This window comes from Streptomyces roseolilacinus (assembly GCF_014649335.1).
Taxonomy (GTDB): Bacteria; Actinomycetota; Actinomycetes; order Streptomycetales; family Streptomycetaceae; genus Streptomyces; species Streptomyces roseolilacinus.
The window spans coordinates 385100-405345 of the sequence record NZ_BMSV01000004.1; the positions used below are offsets into that span (position 1 = coordinate 385100).

The 20246-nt window shown below is 75.9% G+C and carries 17 protein-coding genes; 6 read left to right on the plus strand and 11 right to left on the minus strand.

Annotated elements, in window-relative coordinates; all coding sequences use genetic code 11:
* Positions 1-119 precede the first annotated feature (119 nt).
* Positions 120-1289: a hypothetical protein gene (locus tag IE106_RS11915; protein ID WP_189532792.1), complete on the plus strand. Its 1170-nt coding sequence runs from the start codon at positions 120-122 to the stop codon at positions 1287-1289.
* 63 nt (positions 1290-1352) lie between these two features.
* Here IE106_RS11915 and IE106_RS11920 read toward each other — a convergent pair whose 3' ends face one another.
* Together IE106_RS11920 and IE106_RS11925 are read right to left on the minus strand one after the other, a co-directional pair.
* Positions 1353-2300, minus strand: a complete 948-nt coding sequence (locus tag IE106_RS11920; protein WP_189532794.1) for an EamA family transporter — start codon at positions 2298-2300, stop codon at positions 1353-1355.
* Positions 2301-2431: 131 nt separating this feature from the next.
* Positions 2432-5293 (minus strand): FAD-binding and (Fe-S)-binding domain-containing protein, encoded by a 2862-nt coding sequence (locus tag IE106_RS11925; protein ID WP_189532796.1) that lies wholly within the window; start codon positions 5291-5293, stop codon positions 2432-2434.
* A gap of 256 nt (positions 5294-5549) precedes the next feature.
* Between IE106_RS11925 and serC the strand changes: the two genes are divergently transcribed.
* Positions 5550-6668 carry a phosphoserine transaminase gene (gene serC / locus IE106_RS11930; protein ID WP_189532798.1) on the plus strand — a complete coding sequence of 373 codons (1119 nt, stop codon included), beginning with the start codon at positions 5550-5552 and terminating at the stop codon, positions 6666-6668.
* A gap of 162 nt (positions 6669-6830) precedes the next feature.
* Here serC and IE106_RS11935 read toward each other — a convergent pair whose 3' ends face one another.
* Genes IE106_RS11935 through IE106_RS11945 form a run of 3 tightly spaced genes read right to left on the minus strand, consistent with a single transcriptional unit; the run spans position 6831 to position 8834 of the window.
* On the minus strand, positions 6831-7004 hold the full coding sequence (locus tag IE106_RS11935; RefSeq protein ID WP_189532800.1) for a hypothetical protein: 174 nt from the start codon (positions 7002-7004) through the stop codon (positions 6831-6833).
* 7 nt (positions 7005-7011) lie between these two features.
* The gene (locus IE106_RS11940; protein ID WP_189532802.1) at positions 7012-7851 is read right to left on the minus strand and encodes an ABC transporter permease; all 840 of its coding nucleotides are present in this window, start codon (positions 7849-7851) and stop codon (positions 7012-7014) included.
* Entirely contained in the window at positions 7848-8834 is a 987-nt protein-coding gene (locus tag IE106_RS11945) for an ATP-binding cassette domain-containing protein (RefSeq protein ID WP_189532804.1), read from the minus strand. The genes IE106_RS11940 and IE106_RS11945 overlap by 4 nt, the downstream gene beginning before the upstream one ends.
* Positions 8835-8946: 112 nt before the next feature.
* On the opposite strand from IE106_RS11945, the gene IE106_RS11950 reads away from it, so the two are divergent.
* The 3 genes from IE106_RS11950 (at position 8947) to IE106_RS11960 (ending at position 11755) form a co-directional block, all read left to right on the plus strand.
* The gene (locus IE106_RS11950) at positions 8947-9726 is read left to right on the plus strand and encodes a TetR/AcrR family transcriptional regulator (RefSeq protein WP_189532807.1); all 780 of its coding nucleotides are present in this window, start codon (positions 8947-8949) and stop codon (positions 9724-9726) included.
* 253 nt (positions 9727-9979) lie between these two features.
* Positions 9980-10555 carry a hypothetical protein gene (locus IE106_RS11955; protein ID WP_189532809.1) on the plus strand — a complete coding sequence of 192 codons (576 nt, stop codon included), beginning with the start codon at positions 9980-9982 and terminating at the stop codon, positions 10553-10555.
* 354 nt (positions 10556-10909) lie between these two features.
* Entirely contained in the window at positions 10910-11755 is an 846-nt protein-coding gene (locus tag IE106_RS11960; RefSeq protein WP_189532811.1) for a hypothetical protein, read from the plus strand.
* A 67-nt stretch (positions 11756-11822) separates the two neighbouring features.
* On the opposite strand, the gene IE106_RS11965 is transcribed toward IE106_RS11960, so the two are convergent.
* Positions 11823-12875, minus strand: coding sequence for a WD40 repeat domain-containing protein (locus IE106_RS11965; RefSeq protein WP_189532813.1), 1053 nt, complete (start codon positions 12873-12875; stop codon positions 11823-11825).
* A gap of 60 nt (positions 12876-12935) precedes the next feature.
* On the opposite strand from IE106_RS11965, the gene IE106_RS11970 reads away from it, so the two are divergent.
* Positions 12936-13640 carry a GDSL-type esterase/lipase family protein gene (locus tag IE106_RS11970; RefSeq protein WP_189532815.1) on the plus strand — a complete coding sequence of 235 codons (705 nt, stop codon included), beginning with the start codon at positions 12936-12938 and terminating at the stop codon, positions 13638-13640.
* Positions 13641-13941: 301 nt separating this feature from the next.
* Here the strand turns inward: IE106_RS11970 and IE106_RS11975 are convergent, their stop codons facing one another.
* From IE106_RS11975 to IE106_RS11995, 5 genes are all read right to left on the minus strand, one after another.
* The gene (locus tag IE106_RS11975; protein ID WP_373295942.1) at positions 13942-14529 is read right to left on the minus strand and encodes a GNAT family N-acetyltransferase; all 588 of its coding nucleotides are present in this window, start codon (positions 14527-14529) and stop codon (positions 13942-13944) included.
* A gap of 210 nt (positions 14530-14739) precedes the next feature.
* Positions 14740-16014, minus strand: a complete 1275-nt coding sequence (locus IE106_RS11980) for an LLM class flavin-dependent oxidoreductase (RefSeq protein ID WP_229840299.1) — start codon at positions 16012-16014, stop codon at positions 14740-14742.
* Between the two features lie 329 nt (positions 16015-16343).
* Positions 16344-17627 (minus strand): MFS transporter, encoded by a 1284-nt coding sequence (locus IE106_RS11985; protein WP_189532819.1) that lies wholly within the window; start codon positions 17625-17627, stop codon positions 16344-16346.
* A gap of 143 nt (positions 17628-17770) precedes the next feature.
* Entirely contained in the window at positions 17771-18832 is a 1062-nt protein-coding gene (locus IE106_RS11990; protein WP_189532821.1) for a polysaccharide deacetylase family protein, read from the minus strand.
* Positions 18829-20205, minus strand: coding sequence for a condensation domain-containing protein (locus tag IE106_RS11995; protein WP_189532823.1), 1377 nt, complete (start codon positions 20203-20205; stop codon positions 18829-18831). The genes IE106_RS11990 and IE106_RS11995 overlap by 4 nt, the downstream gene beginning before the upstream one ends.
* Positions 20206-20246: the final 41 nt, after the last annotated feature.

A 20246-nucleotide genomic window follows, 5' to 3' on the forward strand; every position in this document is an offset into this window, starting at 1 on the left:
GCCCAATGATGGCACTTCGCGTGTTCCCGGGACTGACCACCCCGCACCGGCAGTTGGCATAGCCCTGTCACACGCGGGGTGCTCCCGAGGGAGCGCACAACCAAAAAACGGGAGGAAACATGAATCGTCGCTCTGTTGCGAGGGCGGCTTCGCTGGCGATCGTTCCGCTGACGGTGCTGGCGACCGGGATGCCGTCGACCGCGGCCCCCGCCGCCGACCCGCGGCCGGACGCTCCGCGGTTCTCCATATCCGCGCTGACCGGCGGCGGCACGAAGGACGTGTCGGGGGTGAGCGCGCACAGCGCCGCCGGCAAGGCCATGGCGGCGCAGGGCCTCGGCGTGGTGCGGTCCGCCTCGGGCGAGACGGCGGTCGTCGACCGCTCCATGGCGCACCAGGGGATCACCGCGGCGTACGGCGCCTCGTTCGTCGACCTGTCGTGGAAGGCGTACGCGCCGCAGGCCCGCTACGTGGTCCTCCGGGACGGCGTGCAGGTGGCCGACCTGGCGGCGGGGGTCACCTCGTTCCGCGACACGCAGGTGACGTCGGGCGCCGACCACGACTACCGGGTGCTGCCGGTCCTGCCGGAGAAGGGCGAGCCGGACGCGCGCGTGTGGGGGATGAAGGTCTCCCTGCCGGCCTCCGACACGCCGGCGGACCTGCGCCGGGAGGCCCTGGCGCAGGCGACCGCCGCGGCGGCGGCCAAGACGACCACGCTGTCCTGGGTCACCTTCATCCCGCAGGCGAAGATCGACGCCCCCAAGGCGGGCTGCAACTACGGCAGCGGCTACCAGTTCGGCGGTGACAACCGCACGGCGTTCGACTGGAAGTCGAGCAGGTACCGCACCGCCCTGCACGCGACCGTCACCTGGAGCTCCAAGAAGGTCACGGGCAACTCGTCCATCGGGTCCACCAAGGTCTACAAGAAGAGCACCGGCAAGCTCGTCGCGACCAAGACCGCCAGCAACAAGGACATGGTCGCGAAGAAGCTGGGGTCGGGCGGCAACTACGTGGACCTGCGGATGGTCACGCACGCCACCAACCCGTTCTGCAAGGGGCTCGGAGGGGTCAAGGGGGCCATCAGCGGCGCCCTCACCATCCAGCTGACGCAGAACGGCAACTGGACCATCCGCTCCGGCAAGCACCGCCTGATGCCCAACCACCACATCTACATCTACAACGGGGGGAAGGTCACGAACGTCTACACGCGCAAGTACGCCAGCGCGGCCTGCCTCATCGGTTCGATCGCCTGCCAGGAGGCCGACCTGACCGGCTACCGCGGGAAGTTCTGATCCCCCGGTGACACGGCACGGATGAACGGGGCCTGCCGCGCGCCCGCGCGGCAGGCCCTCCGGTCAGCGGGCCGTCCGGGCCCGGACCGCGCCGACGCTCGCCGCGACGACCAGGGCGATCGCCGCCGCGTCCGTCACCGACAGCGCCTGGCGCAGCACCAGGAACCCGGCCAGCGCCGCCACCGCCGGCTCCAGGCTCATCAGCACCGCGAACGTCCCCGCCGGCAGCCGCCGCAGCGCGATCAGCTCCAGCGTGTACGGCAGCACGGACGACATGAGCGCCACCGCCAGGCCCAGCGCCAGCGTCGACGGCACGAGCAGCCTCGTCCCCGCCTCCACGACGCCCAGCGGCAGGCTGAGCACCGCGCCCACCGCCATCGCCAGCGCCAGGCCGTCGGCCTGCGGGAAGCGCCGGCCGGTGCGGGCGCTGAACACGATGTACGCCGCCCACATCGCCCCCGCCCCGAGCGCGAAGCCCGCGCCGACCGGGTCCAGCCGGTCGAAGCCGCCGCCGCTCAGCAGCACCACGCCCGCCAGGGCCAGCGCGGCCCACAGCAGGCTCACCACGCGCCGGGACGCGACGACCGACAGGGCGAGGGGGCCGAGGACCTCCAGGGTGACGGCCGCGCCCAGCGGGATGCGGTCGATGGCCTGGTAGAAGAGGAGGTTCATGCCGGCCATCGCGGCGCCGAACGCCACGACGGTCCCCCAGTCGGACCGGCTGTGGCCGCGCAGCCGGGGCCGGCACACGGCCAGCAGCACCAGCGCGGCGAGCGCCAGCCGCAGCGACACCACGCCGAGGGCGCCCGCGCGCGGGATCAGCAGGACGGCGAGGGCCGCGCCGAACTGCACCGACAGCGCCCCGCCCACCACCAGCGCGACCGGCCCGACCGCGCCGCCGCCCGCCGCACGGCGGCCCCGGGCGGGGCCGGGACCGGGGCCGTCGGGGTGGGCCGCGGCCGTCTCGGGGAGGGAGACCGCGGAGGCGTCTGCGGTACGGGCGTCGTTCACCGGGACCTCTTCTTCGTGCGCGTGCGTCGTGCGGGCGGACCACCCTCCGGAAGGAATCGTTCCGCCAGGGTGGTCGATCCTTCCACGGTAAGCAGCGAAACCGGTCCACGGCCATGGCGGGGCGCCCGGTCTCAGGGGACGGGACGGCCGGGCAGCGCCCCGGCCAGGACCTCCGCGAGGTGGCGGGCGCGGCGGCCCGCGAGCTGGGCGAGCTGGGTGCGGCACGAGAAGCCGTCGGCGAGCAGCTCCGTGCCGGGGGCGGCGGCGCGGACGGCGGGCAGCAGCCGGTCCTCGGCGCAGGCGACGGACACGTCGTGGTGGCCGCGTTCGAAGCCGAAGTTCCCGGCGAGGCCGCAGCAGCCGCCGCTCAGCTCGCCGACCAGCCCGGCGCGCTCGCGCAGGCGGCGCTCGGCGGCGTCGCCGAGGACGGCGTGCTGGTGGCAGTGGGTCTGCCCGGCGACGGGCCGGTCGAGGCGGGGCGGCCGCCAGTCGGGCGCCAGCTCCTCCAGGGCCCGGGCGAACGTACGGACCGACGCGGCCACCGCGCGGGCCCTCGGGTCGCCGGGCAGCAGCTCCGGCAGGTCCGTGCGCAGCGCCGCCGCGCAGCTCGGCTCCAGCACCACCAGCGGCGCGCCGGCGCCGAGGACCGGGCCGAGCGCGTCGAGGGTGCGGCGCATGACCGCGCGGGCCCGGTCGAGGCGGCCCGTCGACACGTACGTGAGCCCGCAGCACACCCTCCCGGGCGGCAGCGCGACGGGGACCCCGGCCGCCTCCAGGACGGTGACGGCGGCGCGGCCCACCGAGGGCGTGAAGTGGTCGGTGAACGTGTCGGGCCACACGTACGCGCGCGGGGCGCCGGGCGGGGCCGGACGGCGGGCCGCCCACGCCCGGAACGTCTCGCGGGCCAGCTCCGGCAGGTCCCGTTCGGCCGCGATCCCGCCGGCCCGCTTGGCGAGCGCCGCGAGGGGGCGCACCCGCGCGGCGGCGTTGAGCAGCGGCGCGACGGGCGCGGCCAGGGGCAGCAGGGCGGGCAGCGAGCCCATCGCGTAGTGGGCGGCGGGGCGCAGCCGGCCCGCGTAGTGGTGGTGCAGGAACTCCGCCTTGTACGTGGCCATGTCCACCCCGACCGGGCAGTCGCTGCGGCAGCCCTTGCACGACAGGCACAGGTCCAGCGCGTCCCGCACCTCCGGCGACCGCCAGCCGCCGGCGACGACCTCCCCGGCGAGCATCTCGTGCAGGAGGCGGGCCCTGCCGCGCGTGGAGTGCCGCTCCTCGCCGGTCGCCCGGAACGACGGGCACATCACGTCCGCCCCCGTGCCGGGCCCCTCCACCCGGCACCTGGCGACGCCGACGCAGCGGCGCACGGCCGCCCGGAAGTCGCCGCCGTCGTCCGGGTAGGCGAACTCCACGTCGACGGGGGTGCGCGGCAGCACGTCGAAGCGGAGGTTCTCGTCGAGGCGGGCGGGGCGGACGAGGACCCCCGGGTTCATCCCGCCGTCCGGGTCCCACAGGTCCTTGAACCGGCCGAACAGGCCGACCAGTTCCCCGCCGTACATCCTCGGCAGCAGCTCGGCGCGCGCCATCCCGTCGCCGTGCTCGCCCGACAGGGAGCCGCCGTGGGCGACGACCAGGTCGGCGAGCTCCTCCGAGAAGCGGCGGAAGCGGCGCACGCCGTCGGGGTCGGTGAGCCGGAAGTCGATCCGGACGTGGACACAGCCCTCCCCGAAGTGCCCGTAGGGCGTGCCGCGCAGCCCGTGCGCGGCGAGCAGGGCGCGGAAGTCCCGCAGGTACGGGCCGAGCCGCGCGGGCGGCACCGCGCAGTCCTCCCAGCCGGGCCACGCCTCGGCGCCCTCGGGGGTGCGGGTCGCGGTCCCGGCGGCGTCCTCGCGGACCCGCCACAGGGCGCGCTGCCCGGCCGGGTCGGTGACGACGGCGCCGTCCAGCGCGTCGGCGGCGCGCAGCAGGGCCCGCGCGGCCGCGGCGGCCTCGGCGGGGGTGGCCCCGCCGGTCTCGGCGAACAGCCAGGCCGCGCCCCTGGGCAGCCGGGCGCGGGCCGCCGGGTCGCGGACCAGGTCCAGGGCCATGCCCTCCACGGTGAGCGGGCCCAGCGGGAGGAGGCCGGGGGCGGCCTCGGCGGCGGCGCCCTCGTCGGCGTACCCGAGCACGGCGAGCGCCCGGGCGGCCGGTGCCTCGACGAGCCGTACGACCGCCTCGCTCACCACGCCGAGGGTGCCCTCGCTGCCGCAGAACGCGCGGGCGACGTCCGTGCCGCGCTCGGGGAGCAGCGCGTCGAGGGCGTAGCCGGAGATGCGGCGCGGCAGGCCGGGCGGGAAGCCGGTGCGGATCGCCGCGAGGTGGTTGCGGACCAGGTCGGTGACGCCGTCGGGGGCGCCCCGCCCGTCGCGGCCGAGGCGGAGGGTGGCGCCGCGGTAGGTGTGGACGGTCAGCTCGTGGACGTTGTCGGCGGTGGTGCCCCAGGCGACGGAGTGGGCGCCGCAGGCGTTGTTGCCGATCATGCCGCCGAGGGTGCAGCGGCTGTGCGTAGACGGGTCGGGGCCGAAGGTGAGCCCGTGGGGCCGCACGGCCTCGCGGAGCCGGTCCAGGACGACGCCGGGCTGGACGGTCGCCGTGCGGGCCTCGGGGTCCACGGCGAGGACGGCCCGCAGGTGGCGGGTGAGGTCGAGGACGACGCCGGTGCCGGTGGCCTGGCCGCCGACGGACGTCCCGGCGCCCCGCGCCACCACGGGCACGCCGTGCGCCCGGCACACCTCCAGGGCGGCGGCGACGTCGTCGGCGTCGCGGGGGGCGACGACGGCGACGGGGACGCGGCGGTGGTTGGAGGCGTCCATGGTGGTGAGGGCGCGCGCGGACGGCCCGAAGTCCACGCTCCCGCGCACCGCGGCGCGCAGTTCCGCCTCCAGGGGGTCCGCGCCCCCGTGTCCGCCCCCGCGCTTCCCGCGCCGGACGCCGTCGTGCTGCCCGTGATCGCCCATGTCCCCAGCATGCCGGTCGGGGGCGGGGCCGCGCGGGCCCGCGCAGCCCCGGGCCGTGTGCACCGGCCGCGTGCGTCAGGCCGTGCGCGCGTCGGGCCGTGTGCACCGGGCCGTACGCGGGCCGGGCCGTGTACGCGCCGGGCCGGGCGCGTCGGACCGGCCGCCGACCGGCGCGGTCGCGCCACGGGCCGGACGGGGCGTCTCAGACGGCGGACGGGGGGAGGGGGCGGCGCCCCGGAGCGGCTAGGCTCCCCACGTGGCTGAGATCCGGATTCCCGCTGACATCAAGCCCGCCGACGGCCGTTTCGGCGCGGGCCCCTCCAAGGTGCGCACGGAGGCGCTGGACGCCCTGGCCGCCACCGGCACCTCCCTCCTCGGAACGTCCCATCGCCAGGCCCCCGTCAAGAACCTGGTGGGCGAGGTCCGCGACGGCGTGCGCGCGCTGTTCTCCCTGCCCGAGGGGTACGAGGTCGTCCTCGGCAACGGCGGCTCCACCGCGTTCTGGGACGTCGCGACCCACGGCCTGATCGCGTCGAAGTCGCAGCACCTGTCGTTCGGCGAGTTCTCGTCCAAGTTCGCCAAGGCCGCCAAGCTGGCGCCGTGGCTGGAGGAGCCGACCGTCGTCTCCTCGGAGCCGGGCACCCACCCGGAGCCGCGGGCGGAGGCGGGCGTCGACGTGTACGCGCTGACGCACAACGAGACCTCCACCGGCGTCGCCGCGCCGATCCGGCGCGTCGAGGGCGCCGACGAGGGCGCGCTGGTCCTGGTGGACGCCACCTCCGGCGCGGGCGGCCTGCCGGTCGACATCGCCGAGACCGACGTGTACTACTTCGCGCCGCAGAAGTCCTTCGCCGCCGACGGCGGCCTGTGGATCGGCGTGTTCTCCCCGGCCGCCCTGGAGCGCGCCCGCGCCGTCCACGCCTCGGGCCGCCACGTGCCGGAGTTCTTCTCGCTGCCGACCGCGATCGACAACTCCCTCAAGAACCAGACGTACAACACCCCGGCGCTCGCCACGCTGTTCCTGCTGAACGAGCAGCTGAAGTGGATCAACGGCCAGGGCGGTCTGGACTGGGCGGTGGCCCGGACGAAGGAGTCCTCGCAGGCGCTGTACGGCTGGGCGGAGGAGTCCAAGCACGCCACGCCGTTCGTCACGGACCCGGCGAAGCGGTCGCAGGTCATCGGCACGATCGACTTCTCCGACGAGGTCGACGCCGCCGCGGTCGCCAAGGTGCTGCGCGCCAACGGCATCGTCGACACGGAGCCGTACCGGAAGCTGGGCCGCAACCAGCTGCGCATCGCGATGTTCCCGGCGGTCGACCCGGCGGACGTCCAGGCGCTGACGGCGTGCATCGACCACGTCATCGAGAAGCTGTAGGGCCGCGGGCCGGCCGTACGACCGTACGGAGGAAGGGCCCGGCACCCCGCGTCGACGGACGCGGCGGTGCCGGGCCCTTCGCCGTACCCGGCCGGTTCGCGCCCGGTGCCGCGCCGCCCCGGCCGGCCCCCGATCAGGGCCGCCCCCGTGGCCGGGCCGGCGTCAGGCCCCCTGCCGCGCGTCCCCGCCCGCGTCGCGGATCATGCGCTGGAGGACCTTCAGGGCGATCGGGTACTCCTCGTCGTCGATGCCCGCGTGCACCCGGTCCCGGCTCGCGCGCTGCGTCTCGGCGGCGCGCCGGTGCGGGTCCCGGCCCTCGTCGGTGATCCGCGTCAAGGACGTCCTACCTGCTCAGGGCCCGGAAGCGGCGCACGGCCAGCGGCAGGCAGACCACCGTGACGGCCAGTGGCCACACCACCGCCATCAGCAGGGCGTGCTCCTGGATCCAGCTGCCGTCCGACGCCACCTCGTTGCCGAACAGGCCGCGCGCCGCCGACGCGGTCGAGGACAGCGGGTTCCACGCGGCGATCGCGCCCAGCCAGCCGGGCATGGTCGAGGGCGGGACGAAGATGCCGGAGACCATCGTCAGCGGGAACGCCACGGCGAACAGCGAACCCGCCGCCTCCGCGCTCGGCAGCAGCAGCCCCAGCCAGACGCCGACCCACACCAGGGCGAACCGCAGCCACAGCAGGAGGGCGAACGCGCCGGCCGTCGCCGCCGCCCCGCCGTCCGCGCGCCAGCCCATGGCCAGCGCCGTCCCGGCCAGGATCGCCAACTCCGCGCAGGCGACCAGCAGATCGGTCACCCCGCGGCCGGTGACCACCGCGGACGGGGTCATCGGCATGGAGCGGAACCGGTCGGTGACGCCCTTGCCCGCGTCCGTCACCACGGTCGTCGCGGTGTTCATGAAGCCGAAGGCCATCGTCGACACGAACATGCCGGGCATCAGGTACTCCCGGTAGTCCGCGGCCGTGCCCCCGCCTCCGCCCGGCGGCCGCATCGCGCCGCCGAAGACGTAGCCGTAGAGCAGGACGGAGACGATCGGGAAGCCCAGCTGCCAGGCGACGTAGACGGGCTTGCGGCGGTAGTGGGTGAGGGAGCGGCGGACGATGTTCCAGCAGTCCGCGACCGCCCAGTAGGCGCGTCCCCGTCCGGCGAGGGGGCGCGGTGCGGCGGCGCTCACGCGGCGGCTCCTTCCGGGGCGCGGCCGGCGTCCGCCGCGCGCGCGTCCCCGCCCGTCAGGCGCAGGAACACGTCGTCCAGCGTCGGCCTGCGCAGCCCGATGTCCTCCACCCGCACCCGGTCGTCCCGCAGGGTCCGCGCCACCTCGGTGAGGGCCGCGACCCGGTCGCGCACCTGGGCGTGGACGCGCCGCTCGGCGTCCGCCACGCGCGGCTGCCCGTCGCTCACCCGGGCCACGGCCGCGGCGACCCGCGGCAGGTCGGCCGGGTCGGCGGCGACGACCTCGATGCGGTCGCCGCCGACGCGGTCCTTGAGTGCCTCGGGCGTGTCGTCGGCGATGGCCCGGCCCCGGTCGATGACCGTGACGCGCGAGGCGAGCCGGTCCGCCTCGTCGAGGTACTGGGTGGTGAGCAGCACCGTCGTGCCGCCGGTGACCAGGTCCCGCACGGCGTCCCACACCTCGCCCCGGCCGCGCGGGTCGAGGCCGGTCGTCGGCTCGTCGAGGAACAGCACGCGGGGCGCGAGGATCATCGACGCGGCCAGGTCGAGTCGGCGCCGCATGCCGCCGCTGTACTCCTCCACGCCCCGGTCGGCGGCCTCGGTCAGGCCGAACCGCTCCAGCAGCTCGACGGCGCGGTGCCGGGCGCCGCGGCCGCCGAGGTGGAGGAGGCGGCCGAACATCTCCAGGTTCTGACGGCCCGTCAGGATCTCGTCCACGGCGGCGTACTGGCCGGTGAGCCCGATCAGCGCGCGCACGCGGCCGGGATGGCGGGCCACGTCGACCCCGGCCACCTCGGCGCGCCCGCCGTCGTACCGCCGCAGGGTGGCGAGGACCCGCACGGCGGTGGTCTTCCCGGCGCCGTTGGGCCCGAGCAGGCCGTGGACCGTGCCGGGGCGCACCACGAGGTCGAAGCCGTCCAGGGCGGGTCTGCCGCCGTACCTCTTCCGCAGCCCCTCGGCCCTGATCGCACAGGTCGTGTCCATGCAGCCCCTCCGTCGCCAGGTGTCGCGCTGAAACTGAGTACAGCGTACCCAAGTGAGCGTACAGCGTACTCAGTTTTTCGGCGGGGAGGACCCTGAGCCGTACGCTGACGCCATGACCGGCAGCGCGGGCGACACGACGACGAGCGGCAGCGGCGACATCCGCCGCAGCCTGGAGCTCCTCTGGGGGGACGGCGAACCGCCCAGCCGCGGGCCGAGACGCGGGCTGACCCTGGACGCGATCGTCACCGCGGCCGTCGAACTCGCCGACGCGGAGGGGCTCGCCGCGGTGTCGATGCGCCGGCTGTCGACCGAGCTGGGCGTCGGCACGATGTCGCTGTACCGGTACGTCCCCGGCAAGGCCGAGCTGCTGGACCTGATGCTCGACCGCACGCAGGGCCTCCCGCCCGGCACGCCCGCGCGGACCCCGGCCGACTGGCGCGACGGCGTCGAGGGACTCGCGCGCGGCTTCCTCGCCCTGTACCGGCGCCACCCCTGGCTGCTGAAGATCAACCAGAGCCGCAGCGTCCTCGGTCCCGGCACGCTGCGCGCGCTGGAGGCGGCGCTGGCCGCGCTGCGGGGGATGGGCCTGAGCGACCCCGAGACCCTGTCCGTGATCATCGCCGTGCAGAGCTTCACCGTCGGGATCGCCCGGATGGAGATCGAGGCGGCGGAGGCGGCGAAGGAGACCGGCCTCAGCGACGAGGAGTTCTGGAGCAGCCAGGAGCCGATCCTGTCGCGGGTGATGCGGAGCGGGGAGTTCCCGCTGATGGCGCAGCTGTCACCGGACACCTTCTCGACGGAGTTCGACCACTTCGGGTTCGGACTGCGGTGCCTGGTGCAGGGCTTCGAGGCGAAGGTGGCGGCGGTGGCGGCGGCCCGGGAGCAGGGGTAGCCGGGCCCCGGGCCGCGTGCGCGGCGCGTGGAGGACACCGGCCGTGGCGGGCGTGGTGGCAACCTCTCGTGATCCTGGTCGGTCGAACAGCGTGCTCGCCGAAGGACGACGGAAGGATCCGGCCGTGCGGAGAAGACGATGGACATCGGTGCTGCTCGCCGTGTGCGCGGGTCTGCTCGCCGTGCCGGCGGGGAGCCGGTCCTCGGGCCCGCCCGGGGTGACGGACACCAGGGGATTCCGGCTGGACCCTCCTGTGGCGTTCGCCGACTTCCGCATGACCGACCGGCTCGAGGAGTCGTACGTCGGAGAGGTGGGGTGTGCCGGCGAACCCGCGGCCCCGGACTGCCTCCGGAGTACTCGGGCGGATGCGACGGGGCCCGGCATCACACCCGAGGACGCCGACAGGATCGTCAGGAACGCCACCGGGACCGGAGCCGACTACATACGGCGGAGCGAGGCCCCGGAGTCACAGAACATCCTCGTCTTCAGAGGTCTGCAGGGTGAGGTCCCGGACCCCGAGCGAGCGGCCCGGCGCATGATGCGGTTGATCGAGAAGGACGAGCAGGTCCCTTTCCGGCGGGGCCCGCACGTGCAACGGTCAGGCCCCTACCGTGACTTCCCCGTCGAGGGCGCCCCCGGTGCCGTCATGATCTGCCAGGACAGCGACTACAGCGAGGTCATCGGGACGGAGATCTCGTCATGGAGCGATGCGACCTGCATCTGGGCGGACCGGAGCACGGTGGCCGCGACCAGGGGCCACGGCATAAGGCTCGATGAGCTGGCGGCCCTCACCGCCGAGCTTCACGGCACGGCACGCGTACGCAGGTGAGGCACCGGGCCGGCCGCAGGGGACCCCGGCGTGCGGGACGTCGTCCCGTCCGGTGGTCCTCCGGTGGCGGACGCCTCGCATGCGGAGCCACCGGCGCAGGTCGTCGCAGTCGTGGCCTTCGCCGCCGCGGAGTCCGGCGGGCCGGCGCCCACGGACGGTGCCGCTCCGGGACGCGGCGACCCGGCGGCGTCACGGCACAGTGGCGCCGCGGTCCGGTGGCGCCGCGGCCCGGTGGCGCCGCGGCCCGGTGGCGCCGCGCCCTCCTGATGGACCAGCCGGCGCGCGGACGCCCGGCCCGTCGCGCAGCATCGGTGGGGTACAGCCGACGCAGCCGCACAGACCAGGAGGCACGCAGTGCGTCTCGGAACCCCCCTGCCGGCCGCCCTCGCGGTGGCGGCCCTGACCGTCCTCGCGGGCGCCGTCCCCGCCGCCGCGGCGCCCGGCGTACGGGCCGCCGCTCCCCCGCCCGTCTCCCACTGCGCCCCCGCCGCGCCCCTGACCCAGCGGGGCGCCGAGCGTCCCGCCGGACCGGCCGTCGGGCTGTGCGTCACGGTCGCCGGGGCCTCCATGACCGTGTCCGCCTCGGCCGACTGCGCCTGCGACGTCTCCGGCACGTGGACCGCCCGCCGGGGTGACGAGGACGGCGCCGCCTCCGGCACCCTGGGCACCCGCGCCGACTACCCGGGCCCCGGTACGTACGAGGTCACCGCGACCGTCCAGGTGGGCGGCACGCCCCGGGCCGCGGCCGCGCCGCCGGCGGGCACCGTCACCGGGACGTTCACGCTCACCGCGCCGAAGCCCGCGCCCTCGCACACCATCGAGGTCGGCTCCCCGGCCGCGCTCACCCCCGGGACGACCACGACCCTCACCTACACGGTGGCGCGGACCAGCGACGACGGCGACGGCAGCGCGCGCTTCGGGCTCATCGGCGAGCCGGGCACCGGGATCGAGCTGGCCTCGACGGACGTCCGCTGCGTCAACCCGCTGACCGGCCGCTACCCGGCGACGAAACGCAGCCCGCACGCGCTGGACTGCGCGCTCACCGACCTCCAGCCCGGCCGCCCGGCCACCGTGACCGTCCACGTCACCCTGCCGGCGGACACCTGCTCGACGATCGTCTCGAAGCTGGGCTACTGGACGCCGAAGGGCCAGCAGGTGGCCGGCGCGATGCTCAACGGGCCGACCGTGCGCTGCGGCTGACGGTCCGGACGGCCCGCCCCGGACCCGGCCGGACCGCGAACCGGCCGGGCGCCGCGGGGCGTCCCCCTCACGCCCCCGGCGCCCCGCCGCCACCGCCCCGGCCGCGCAGGCGCCTCAACCCCAGCAGCAACGCCGCGCCCAGGGCGACCAGGCCCAGGGTGTAGCCCGACCCGCCGCCGGACGGTTCGCCGCCGGACGCCGTCCCCGATCCGGACGCGGAGGGCGGGGACGGGCGGGCCGACGAATCCGGCGCCGGGGCCGCGCCCGTCCCCTCCACCGGGACCCGCACGACCCGGCCCCGCTCGCCCTCCGTGCCGAACAGCAGCGCCGAGCCGTCCGCCGTGTACGTCACCGACTCCGACTGGCCCTGGATCGGCGCCCGCACGCGGTCGTCGGCGCCGAGCCGCCCGTCCTTCCAGGCGTAGCCGCGGGCGCTGAAGTAGCTGCGCAGCACCAGCCGCGTGCCGTCCGGCGAGAACGCGCCGTCCGTCACCCACGGCACCTCCCCGATCCGCCGGAACACGTTGGTGCCCTTCGCGGACAGCTTCGCCGGGCCCTCGTACAGGCCGCCGCCCTCCTCGTTCTTCGACGCGACGTACACGCGCCCGGTGCGCGGGTGCACCATCAGCGCCTCCGCGTCGCGCGGGCCGTCCTCGTACCGCACCGTGTACTGCGTGGCGTCGACGGCCGTGTCGCGCAGCCGCTCCGGCTCGCGGAACCGGTAGATCCACACGTGGTCCCAGGAGCCGTTCAGGTTGTCGCCGATGTCGCCGACGTACACGTACCCGTCGGGGCCGACGGAGACGGCCTCCATGTCGCGGGGCCTGCCCACGCCCCGCAGGGTGACGGTGGCGACGGTCTCGCCGGTGCGCCCGTCGACGGCGAAGACCCGCGGCTCGTCCTGGTCGTTGTGCGTCCAGTACACGCCGGGGTGGGCGCGGCTGGCGGCGAGCCCGCTGGACTCGGTGATGCGGGGGTCGGTGAGCGTGAACCCGTCGTCGTCGGCCGCGGCGGCCGGCCCGGCGGGACCCGCCGCCACGAGGAGCGCCGCGGCGAGGGCGACGGCGGCGCGGCCCGACGGGGTGCGCGGCGCGCGGGCGGAGGCACGGAGGGAAGCCATGCCGTCCAGTGTCCATGGTCACGTGGCGTCCGGGGCCCGCCACCGGCCATGATGGCGGCCATGCGTCCCAGGTTCATGTTCGTCGGCGACTCCATGACCATCGGCAGCGCCGGCGAGCACACCTGGCGCTACCGCATGTGGCAGCACCTGGAGGCGTCACTGGGCCCCGGCGGGTACGCGATCGTGGGCCCGCGGACGACGCTGTACGACCCGGAGGCGGGCGCGGCGGTGTCGACGGCGTACGCGGACCCGGCGTTCCCCGAGGAGGCGCGGGCCCACCTGGCCGGCTGGGGCGAGGGCTGGCTGCACATGGCGCCCCTCGTCGGGGAGGCCGTGGCGGCGACCGGGGCGAACGTGCTGCTGGTCTCCCTGGGCCTGATCGACCTGGGCTTCTACACCAACAGCGACCAGACGGTGGAGAACGTCCGCGCGTTCCTCGCGGCGGCGCGGGCCGCCGACCCGGACGTGCGGGCGGTGCTGCTGCCGGTCATACCGAACATACGGGCCGAGGAGGAGCCGCCCTTCGCGGCGGAGTGCGCCCGCTTCAACCGTCTCCTCGCACAGACGGTCGCCGACCTGCACACCCGGCGCTCCCCCCTGGTCCTGGCCGCGCCCCCGGCCGACTACGACCTGCGCACGGACACCTACGACGGCACCCACCCGGGCCCGGCGGGCGAGCACAAACTGGCCGCGGCCTTCGTGGCGGCGCTCTTTTCTCGGCTCGTTCCGCCTCCGGGGCGCTGGGAGCGGGTGCCGAGGCGGTGAACGTGCTCGGCCCCTCGTACCTCGGGGCGCTGCGCGCGATCACCGCCTCGACACCCGCGCGCCCCTTCGGCTCCACGAGCGGCCCACGGGGGCACCCTCCCCCTCCCAGGTGCCACCCGGCCCCGGGGACGATCCCGGCCGACACCCGCGCGCCCCTTCGGCTCCACGAGCGGTACAGGGGGACGCCCTCCCCCTCCCAGGTGCCACCCGGCCCCGGAGCCGGTCCCGGCCGACACCCTCGCCCCTTTGGCTCCACGAGCGGGCCAGCGGGGCACCCTCCCCGTGCCGTGCGGAAGGTCGGCTACCCGGGGAACGCCGGCCTTCGGGCGGTCCGGCGCCGTTCCCACTCCTGACGGGTGAGGGCGTACTCGACCTCGCCGTGCTCCGAACCGTCGATCGCCTCCGGCCAGTCGCCGAAGTAGGTGCGGACGTACGTCAGGCCGCTCTTCTCCATCACCCGGCGCGAACCGGCGTTCACCGCCATCGTGTCGGCCGTGATCCGCTCGGCGCCCAGCTCCGTGAAGGCCCTGTCGACCAGGGCGCGCGAACCCTCCGTGGCGTACCCGCGGCCCCACGCCGCCCTGCGCAGGCGGTACCCGAGCTCCACCGCCTCCGCGCTGTCGTCCCGCAGCGGCCGCAGCTCGAACCAACCGACGAAGGCCCCCGTCGCCCGCTCCCGCGCCGCCCAGAAGCCGGGCTCGCCGGTGCACGGGTAGCGGTGCAGCAGCCGCGGCAGGACCCGCCCCCGCACGTCCGCGGGCGGGGTCGGCCGCCCCCCGGTGAGGTACCGCATCACCTCCGGGTCGCCGTCCAGCTCGACGAGGAGGCCCTCGTCGCGGTCGGTGAACGGGCGCAGTTCCAGGCGTTCGGTGACGAGGAAGGGCTCCACGGTGTCCATGGCCCGATCCTGGCCGACCGGCCGCTTCCCCTCCACCGGATAACGCCGCTGTCCTGTCGCGCCGTTGGCCCGGCGCCGCCGCGGACGGTGGCGCCGGGGGGCGGCGCGTTCCGGGGTGGAGGGCCCGGCCTCGGGGCCGCCGCCCGGGCGCGGGGCCGGTCCGGACGGGCGCGGAGCCGGTCCGGACGGGCCCCTCCCGGCTCAGCCCGCCATCTCCGGGCCGACGGCGTAGTCGCCGATGTCGGTCGTCCGCGCGGGGATCCTGGCGAGGGCCCGCCGGACCGGGCCCTCCAGGCGGGCGTTCTTCTCCGCGTCCCGCGCCGCCCTGCGGGCGGTGAACTCGGGCATGACCTCCTCCGCGAAGAGGCGCAGGGACTCGCAGACGTGGTCGTGCCGGTTCCTGCCGAGCTGCGCGGCGAAGATGATCTGGTCGACGCCCGCGGCCTCGTACCGGCGGACCAGGTCCGCCAGCTGGTCCGGCGTGCCGATGCCCTGCCGCAGGGACGCGATCTCCTCCAGCCGCGCCTGGGGGGTGCCCGGCGCGGGGGGCTCCTGGGCGGGGTCGCGGGACAGGCCGTGCCGCGCGCGGTTCTCCTGGAACTCCCGCCACATGTCGCTGCCGCCGGGGCGGTGCCTGCCGAGGAAGTAGTAGTACATGAGGCAGTACGACCAGAAGTGGGCACCGTCGATGCCCCGGTCGAACGCCGTGTCCGCGTCGTGGTGGCACATCAGCGGCAGGACGACCGCGAAGTTGGGGTTCACGGCGAGCCCGGCGGGCACGCAGTCGTCGGAGGTGATCACCTGGTAGTACAGGTCGACCCACTCCTTCGCCTCCTCCGGGGTGGAGAAGGACAGCGCCAGCGCGCCCAGCCCGGCGCGGGCGGCGGCCTCGATGGTCGGCCGGGCGGTACAGCCGACCCACAGCGGCGGGTGGGGCTTCTGCTTCGGCTTCGGCACGACGTTGCGCGGCGGCGTGTCGATCCAGCGGCCCTTGTGCCCGGTGAACGGCTCCTCCGCGAGCATCCGCGTGACCACGCCGACCGCCTCCCGCCACTGGTCCCGCTTGGTGGCGCGGTCGACGCCGAAGCCGTCCAGCTCCATCTGCGAACTGCCCTGCCCGGTACCGAAGTCGACGCGCCCGCCCGAGATCAGGTCGAGCGTGGCGATCCGCTCGGCGACGCGCGCCGGGTGGTTGACGGCCGGGGAGAGGGTGACGATGCCGTGGGAGAGGCGGATCCGCTCGGTGCGGGCGGCCGCCGCGGCGAGGAAGACCTCCGGCGCGGAGGAGTGGGAGTACTCCTCCAGGAAGTGGTGCTCCGTCGCCCAGGCGTGGTCGAAGCCGAGCCGGTCGGCCAGCTCGATCTGCTCCAGCGCCTCCCGGATGAGGCGCTCCTCGCTGTCACCGTCCCACGGTCGGGGCAACTGGAGCTGGTACAGCAGTCCGAAGCGCATGGTGGGGAACTCCTCGATCGTCATCCGTCACAGGGGCATCGGGCGCACCTGTGGCACCTTCGCCCAACGATCTTGAGCTGCCCTTCCGTACCTCTGCGCATACCGAATCGGCCACGCTTTGGCCGGTAGCCGACGGATGTTCGGCCGTCGATATCCCTCTGGCAAAGGCCAGTTGACGAGGTGGACACGATCGCGCCCGGCCGTGCCCCGGGCGGACCGGGGTCCGGCCCCGGTCTCGGGGCCGGCCCGGATCCCCGCCTTCCCGGACGGCCCGCCTCCCCGGAGGGCGGCGGCCGGAAAGGACCCCTTCCGAAGGGCCCGGCCCCGCGCCGCCCGGGTCCGGCCCCCCTCGCTCAGGCACGGTCCGGCACCCGGGCCAGGGTGCGGATCGGGCGGGCGGCCAGCAGGGCGGCGGCGGTGAGGAGGGCGAACAGGATGCCCACCTGGAGCACCCGATCGGTGCCGAACGCCCCGGCCGCGGGGCCGGCCAGCGCGCTGCCGACCGGGAACATGCCGACGGAACCCGCGACCTCGTAGGCGTGGACGCGGTTGAGCACCTCGCCCGGCACCTGGGTCTGCACGCTGGTGGCCCACATGACGCCCCAGAAGGTGATGCCGATCCCGACCGCGACCTGGGCGACGGCGAGCAGCCAGACCGGCCAGTCGAGGACGATGCCCAGCGGGTAGAGCGGGTAGGCCAGCATCGCCACGGCCCCGACGGCGAGCGGCCGTTCGGGTTTGTAGCGCAGGGCCAACAGGCCGCCGACCACGGTGCCCGCGCCGAAGGCGCAGTTGAGCAGGCCGAAGGCGGTGGCCCCGTGCTCGGGCACGATCACCCCGGCGGCGATCGACAGCTGCGGCCCCCAGGCGAAGACGGCGAAGAACATCCAGATCACCATCACGCCCCAGAGCCAGCTGCGGCTGCGGACCTCCCGCCACCCGGCCACCAGGTTGCGCCACAGGCTCTCGCCGGCCGGCGGGGCGGGCACCACCCCCAGCCGGAGCGCGCACAGGCAGACCGCGCTGGTCCCGTAGGCGACGGCGGAGATCACCATCACCCAGCCGGTGGCGCCCACTCCGACCAGCACACCGGCCAGCGCCGGGCCGCCCAGCGCGGTGAGCGCCTCGGAGATGCGCAGCACCCCGTTGGCGCCCTGCACGTCCCGGGCCACCAGCGGGACGGTCGAGGAGGCGCCCGGCTGGAACATCGCGTTGGCGACGCCGGCCACCACCAGCAGCGCGTACAGGTGCCACAGCTGGTCGATGCCGCGGAGGAAGAGGAGGGCGAGCAGCACGTGGGCGGTGAGGTTGGCCAGGTCCGCGGCGATCATCAGCCGGCGGGCGGTGAAGCGGTCCGCGAGCACCCCGCCGAACAGCACCAGCCCGGCGAACGGGCCGACCAGGAAGGCCATCGCGTTCCCCGCCGTGCTCAGGCCGTACCCGGCGCTGAGCAGCCCGGCCGAGACCGCGACCGGCAGCATCGCCCAGCCGAGCAGGCCCGCGCTGCGGGCGGTGAAGTAGTACTGGAAGTTGCGCGACCAGATCGCCGGTTCCCCCGTCGGCGGGCCCTCGGCGGGCCGGTCCTGGTCCTGCGGGGGCGCCACCGCCGCGGTGTGCTCTGCCGAGCGCTCTCTCATGACTCTTCCCTGCTCCAGCCGTGGTTCGTGGTCGTGGTGGTCGAGTGGCCGCCCGGCGTCCCGTCCAGCGCCGCGCGGTGGGCCGCCGCCGGGGCGCCGGGGCCCCGGCGGCCGGTCCGCGGGGCGGTCCGGGACAGGGCGGGTCAGGGGGGTCCGGCGGGGCCGGCCTGGACGGGCGGCGCGGGCAGCTCTCCCACGGGCACCAGTTCCAGGCCGCGCGCGAGCAGACCCTCGATGATCGCCGGGAGGGCCCGCACGGTCTGGTCGCGGTCGCCGCCGCCCTCGTGCATCAGCACCACCGAGCCCGGCCCGGCGGCCCCCAGGACGGTCGCGGCGATCCGCTCCGGCCCCGGCCTGGCCCAGTCGCGGGAGTCCACGTCCCACAGCGCCAGGGTGGTCGGGTGCTCCGCCAGGGTGGCCAGCACCTCCGGGTCCAGGCCGCCGTACGGCGGCCTGAACCACCTCGGGGCCCCGCCGGTCACCCGGGCCACCGCCTCCGCCGTCCGGTCGAGCTGCTCGCGCAGCTGCTCCGGCGTCAGGTCGGGCAGGAAGGGGTGCGACCAGGAGTGGTTGCCCAGTTCGTGGCCGGCCGCGGCGATCCGGCGCACCTCGTCGGGCAGCGCCGCGACGTGGTGGCCGACGCAGAAGAAGGTCGCCCGGACGCCGTAGCGGTCCAGGATCCCCAGGATCCGGCGGGTGTGCACCGGATCGGGGCCGTCGTCGAAGGTGAGCGCGGCCCGCGGGGTGTCCCGGCGGCCGTGCTCGAAGCAGCGTCCGGCCGCCGTCAGCGCCGCCAGCATCGGCTCGCCGCGCCGTACGCCCTCGTGGAACTCGTCGGCGCGGCCGGTCAGGCTGCCGCCCTCGGCGGTCACCCGGGCCAGCGTGCCGGGCGCGCTCCGCGCCTGCTCCGCCAGCCGGCCGGCCGGGACGGAACCGAACCGCGGCCGGGGCGGCAGCAGCCAGGGGTCGGCGCGGTAGACCTCCAGGCCCGCCGCCGTCATCGGCCCGTCGAGCAGGCCGTTGGTGCTGTCGACGACCACGGCCGGCGGCCGCTGCCCGTCCAGGTCCCGCAGCCAGGCGATGAGTTCGGCGACCCGGTCGGCACGCCAGTCGCCCGGCTCCGCCACCCGGCGCCCCGCGGCGTCGAGGACCTCGACCCGGTAGCCCGCGCCCGTCCAGGCGATTCCCGCGTACCGCGCGCTCATCCGTCCCCCCGGGCGACCGCCTCGGCGACCACCGACTCCTCGACCCCGCGCAGGAAGCGCTCCATCCCCTCGCGGGTGAGGACCGCCGGGTCGGCGGTCATGGCCAGCTCCAGGGCGCCCGGCGCGGTCAGCACGTCCACCGCCATCGAGACGTTCGCCCGGGGCAGGAACTCCGTCGGCCAGGTCAGTTCGGTCCGGCCGAGCAGCTCGCCCAGCGGGGACCGCGGCCGCTCGACGGTGTCGAACGGCCCGTCGGCCGGGTCCCGGGTGTCGTTCCACCAGTACGAGTGGTCGGCCGCCTCGCCGCGCCCGACCAGCCGCGCCACCTCCCGGTCCAGCGCCCACTTGTCGTATCCCGCGTGGCGGAACGCGCCGAACGAGACGGACCGCGTCCGCCGTACCGCGTCCTCGAAGTCCCGGTCCGCGTCGGTGAGGAGGAACACGGCCTCCTGCGCCATCGTGCTGACCGACTCGGCGGCGGCCGGCTGGAAGCGGTTGCTCACCACCACCTGGAACAGGACGTCGCGGCTCCCGGACATCCGGGCCAGCCGGTGGGAGGCCGCCCCCAGCAGCACCGCGGCGTCGCTCACCCCCAGCCGCCGGGCCACCCGCTCGACGGCGACCGCCAGCGCGGGCGAGCGCAGCAGCGCGTTGGGGAACCGCCGGTCCGGGTCGGCCGCCGCCCGGTCCGGCGCCGCGGGCCCGGGGAGGATCCGCCGGGGCCCGGCGGCCAGCCGCTCGCACCAGTAGCGCCGGGCCGCCTCGTCCCGGCGGCGGCCGAGCGGCGACGCCTGGAGCTCCGCGGCCTCCAGGGGCTGGAGGGCGGGGCGTGCCAGGAGCAGCGCGCCGGCGGACTCCCCCGACTCGATCAGCCGCAGGTCGCGGAGCATCCGGCCCTCCCCCCACAGGTCCATCGCGGTGTGCGACGCCGCCAGCACCAGCCGGTGGACCAGGCCCCCGCACTCCACGAGGCCGACCCGGAAGGGCCACTCCCGGGCGTGGTCGAAGGGGCGCCCCGCCAGTTCCTCCATGAGGGCCCCGCCGACCTTCGGGGCCTCGGCGGCGGAGCACGCGCGGACCTCCACCGGGAGTTCGCCGCCGCCGTCCACGACCTGCTCCAGGCCGTCCCCGCCGTCCGGCAGGAGCCTGGTGTGCAGGCTGTCGTGCATCCGCAGCAGCTCCGTGAGGTCCGCGAGCACGCGGGAGGCGGGGCGGGGCGGGGCGAGGGGGAGGTCGAGCCGCAGGTTGTACCTGGGCGCGTCGTCCCCGAGCCGGGTGACGACGCCCCAGATCGCCCGCTGCCCCCAGGTGGCCGGGCCCGTCCCCGCTCGCGCGCGGTCCAGTGCGAGGGTCCGCCTCTCGACCGTGGTCATCGTGTTCCCACACCTGCTTTCGGTTGTCTCGTACGACGCCG

What these genes read in the sequence shown, in the direction of transcription:
- IE106_RS11915 (WP_189532792.1), top strand. Translation starts at nt 120, where the DNA reads ATGAATCGTCGCTCTGTTGCGAGGGCGGCTTCGCTGGCGATCGTTCCG.
- IE106_RS11925 (WP_189532796.1), bottom strand. Translation starts at nt 5,293, where the DNA reads ATGGGCGATCACGGGCAGCACGACGGCGTCCGGCGCGGGAAGCGCGGG.
- IE106_RS11945 (WP_189532804.1), bottom strand. Translation starts at nt 8,834, where the DNA reads ATGGACACGACCTGTGCGATCAGGGCCGAGGGGCTGCGGAAGAGGTAC.
- IE106_RS11950 (WP_189532807.1), top strand. Translation starts at nt 8,947, where the DNA reads ATGACCGGCAGCGCGGGCGACACGACGACGAGCGGCAGCGGCGACATC.
- IE106_RS11965 (WP_189532813.1), bottom strand. Translation starts at nt 12,875, where the DNA reads ATGGCTTCCCTCCGTGCCTCCGCCCGCGCGCCGCGCACCCCGTCGGGC.
- IE106_RS11970 (WP_189532815.1), top strand. Translation starts at nt 12,936, where the DNA reads ATGCGTCCCAGGTTCATGTTCGTCGGCGACTCCATGACCATCGGCAGC.
- IE106_RS11980 (WP_229840299.1), bottom strand. Translation starts at nt 16,014, where the DNA reads ATGACGATCGAGGAGTTCCCCACCATGCGCTTCGGACTGCTGTACCAG.
- IE106_RS11985 (WP_189532819.1), bottom strand. Translation starts at nt 17,627, where the DNA reads ATGAGAGAGCGCTCGGCAGAGCACACCGCGGCGGTGGCGCCCCCGCAG.
- IE106_RS11990 (WP_189532821.1), bottom strand. Translation starts at nt 18,832, where the DNA reads ATGAGCGCGCGGTACGCGGGAATCGCCTGGACGGGCGCGGGCTACCGG.
- IE106_RS11995 (WP_189532823.1), bottom strand. Translation starts at nt 20,205, where the DNA reads ATGACCACGGTCGAGAGGCGGACCCTCGCACTGGACCGCGCGCGAGCG.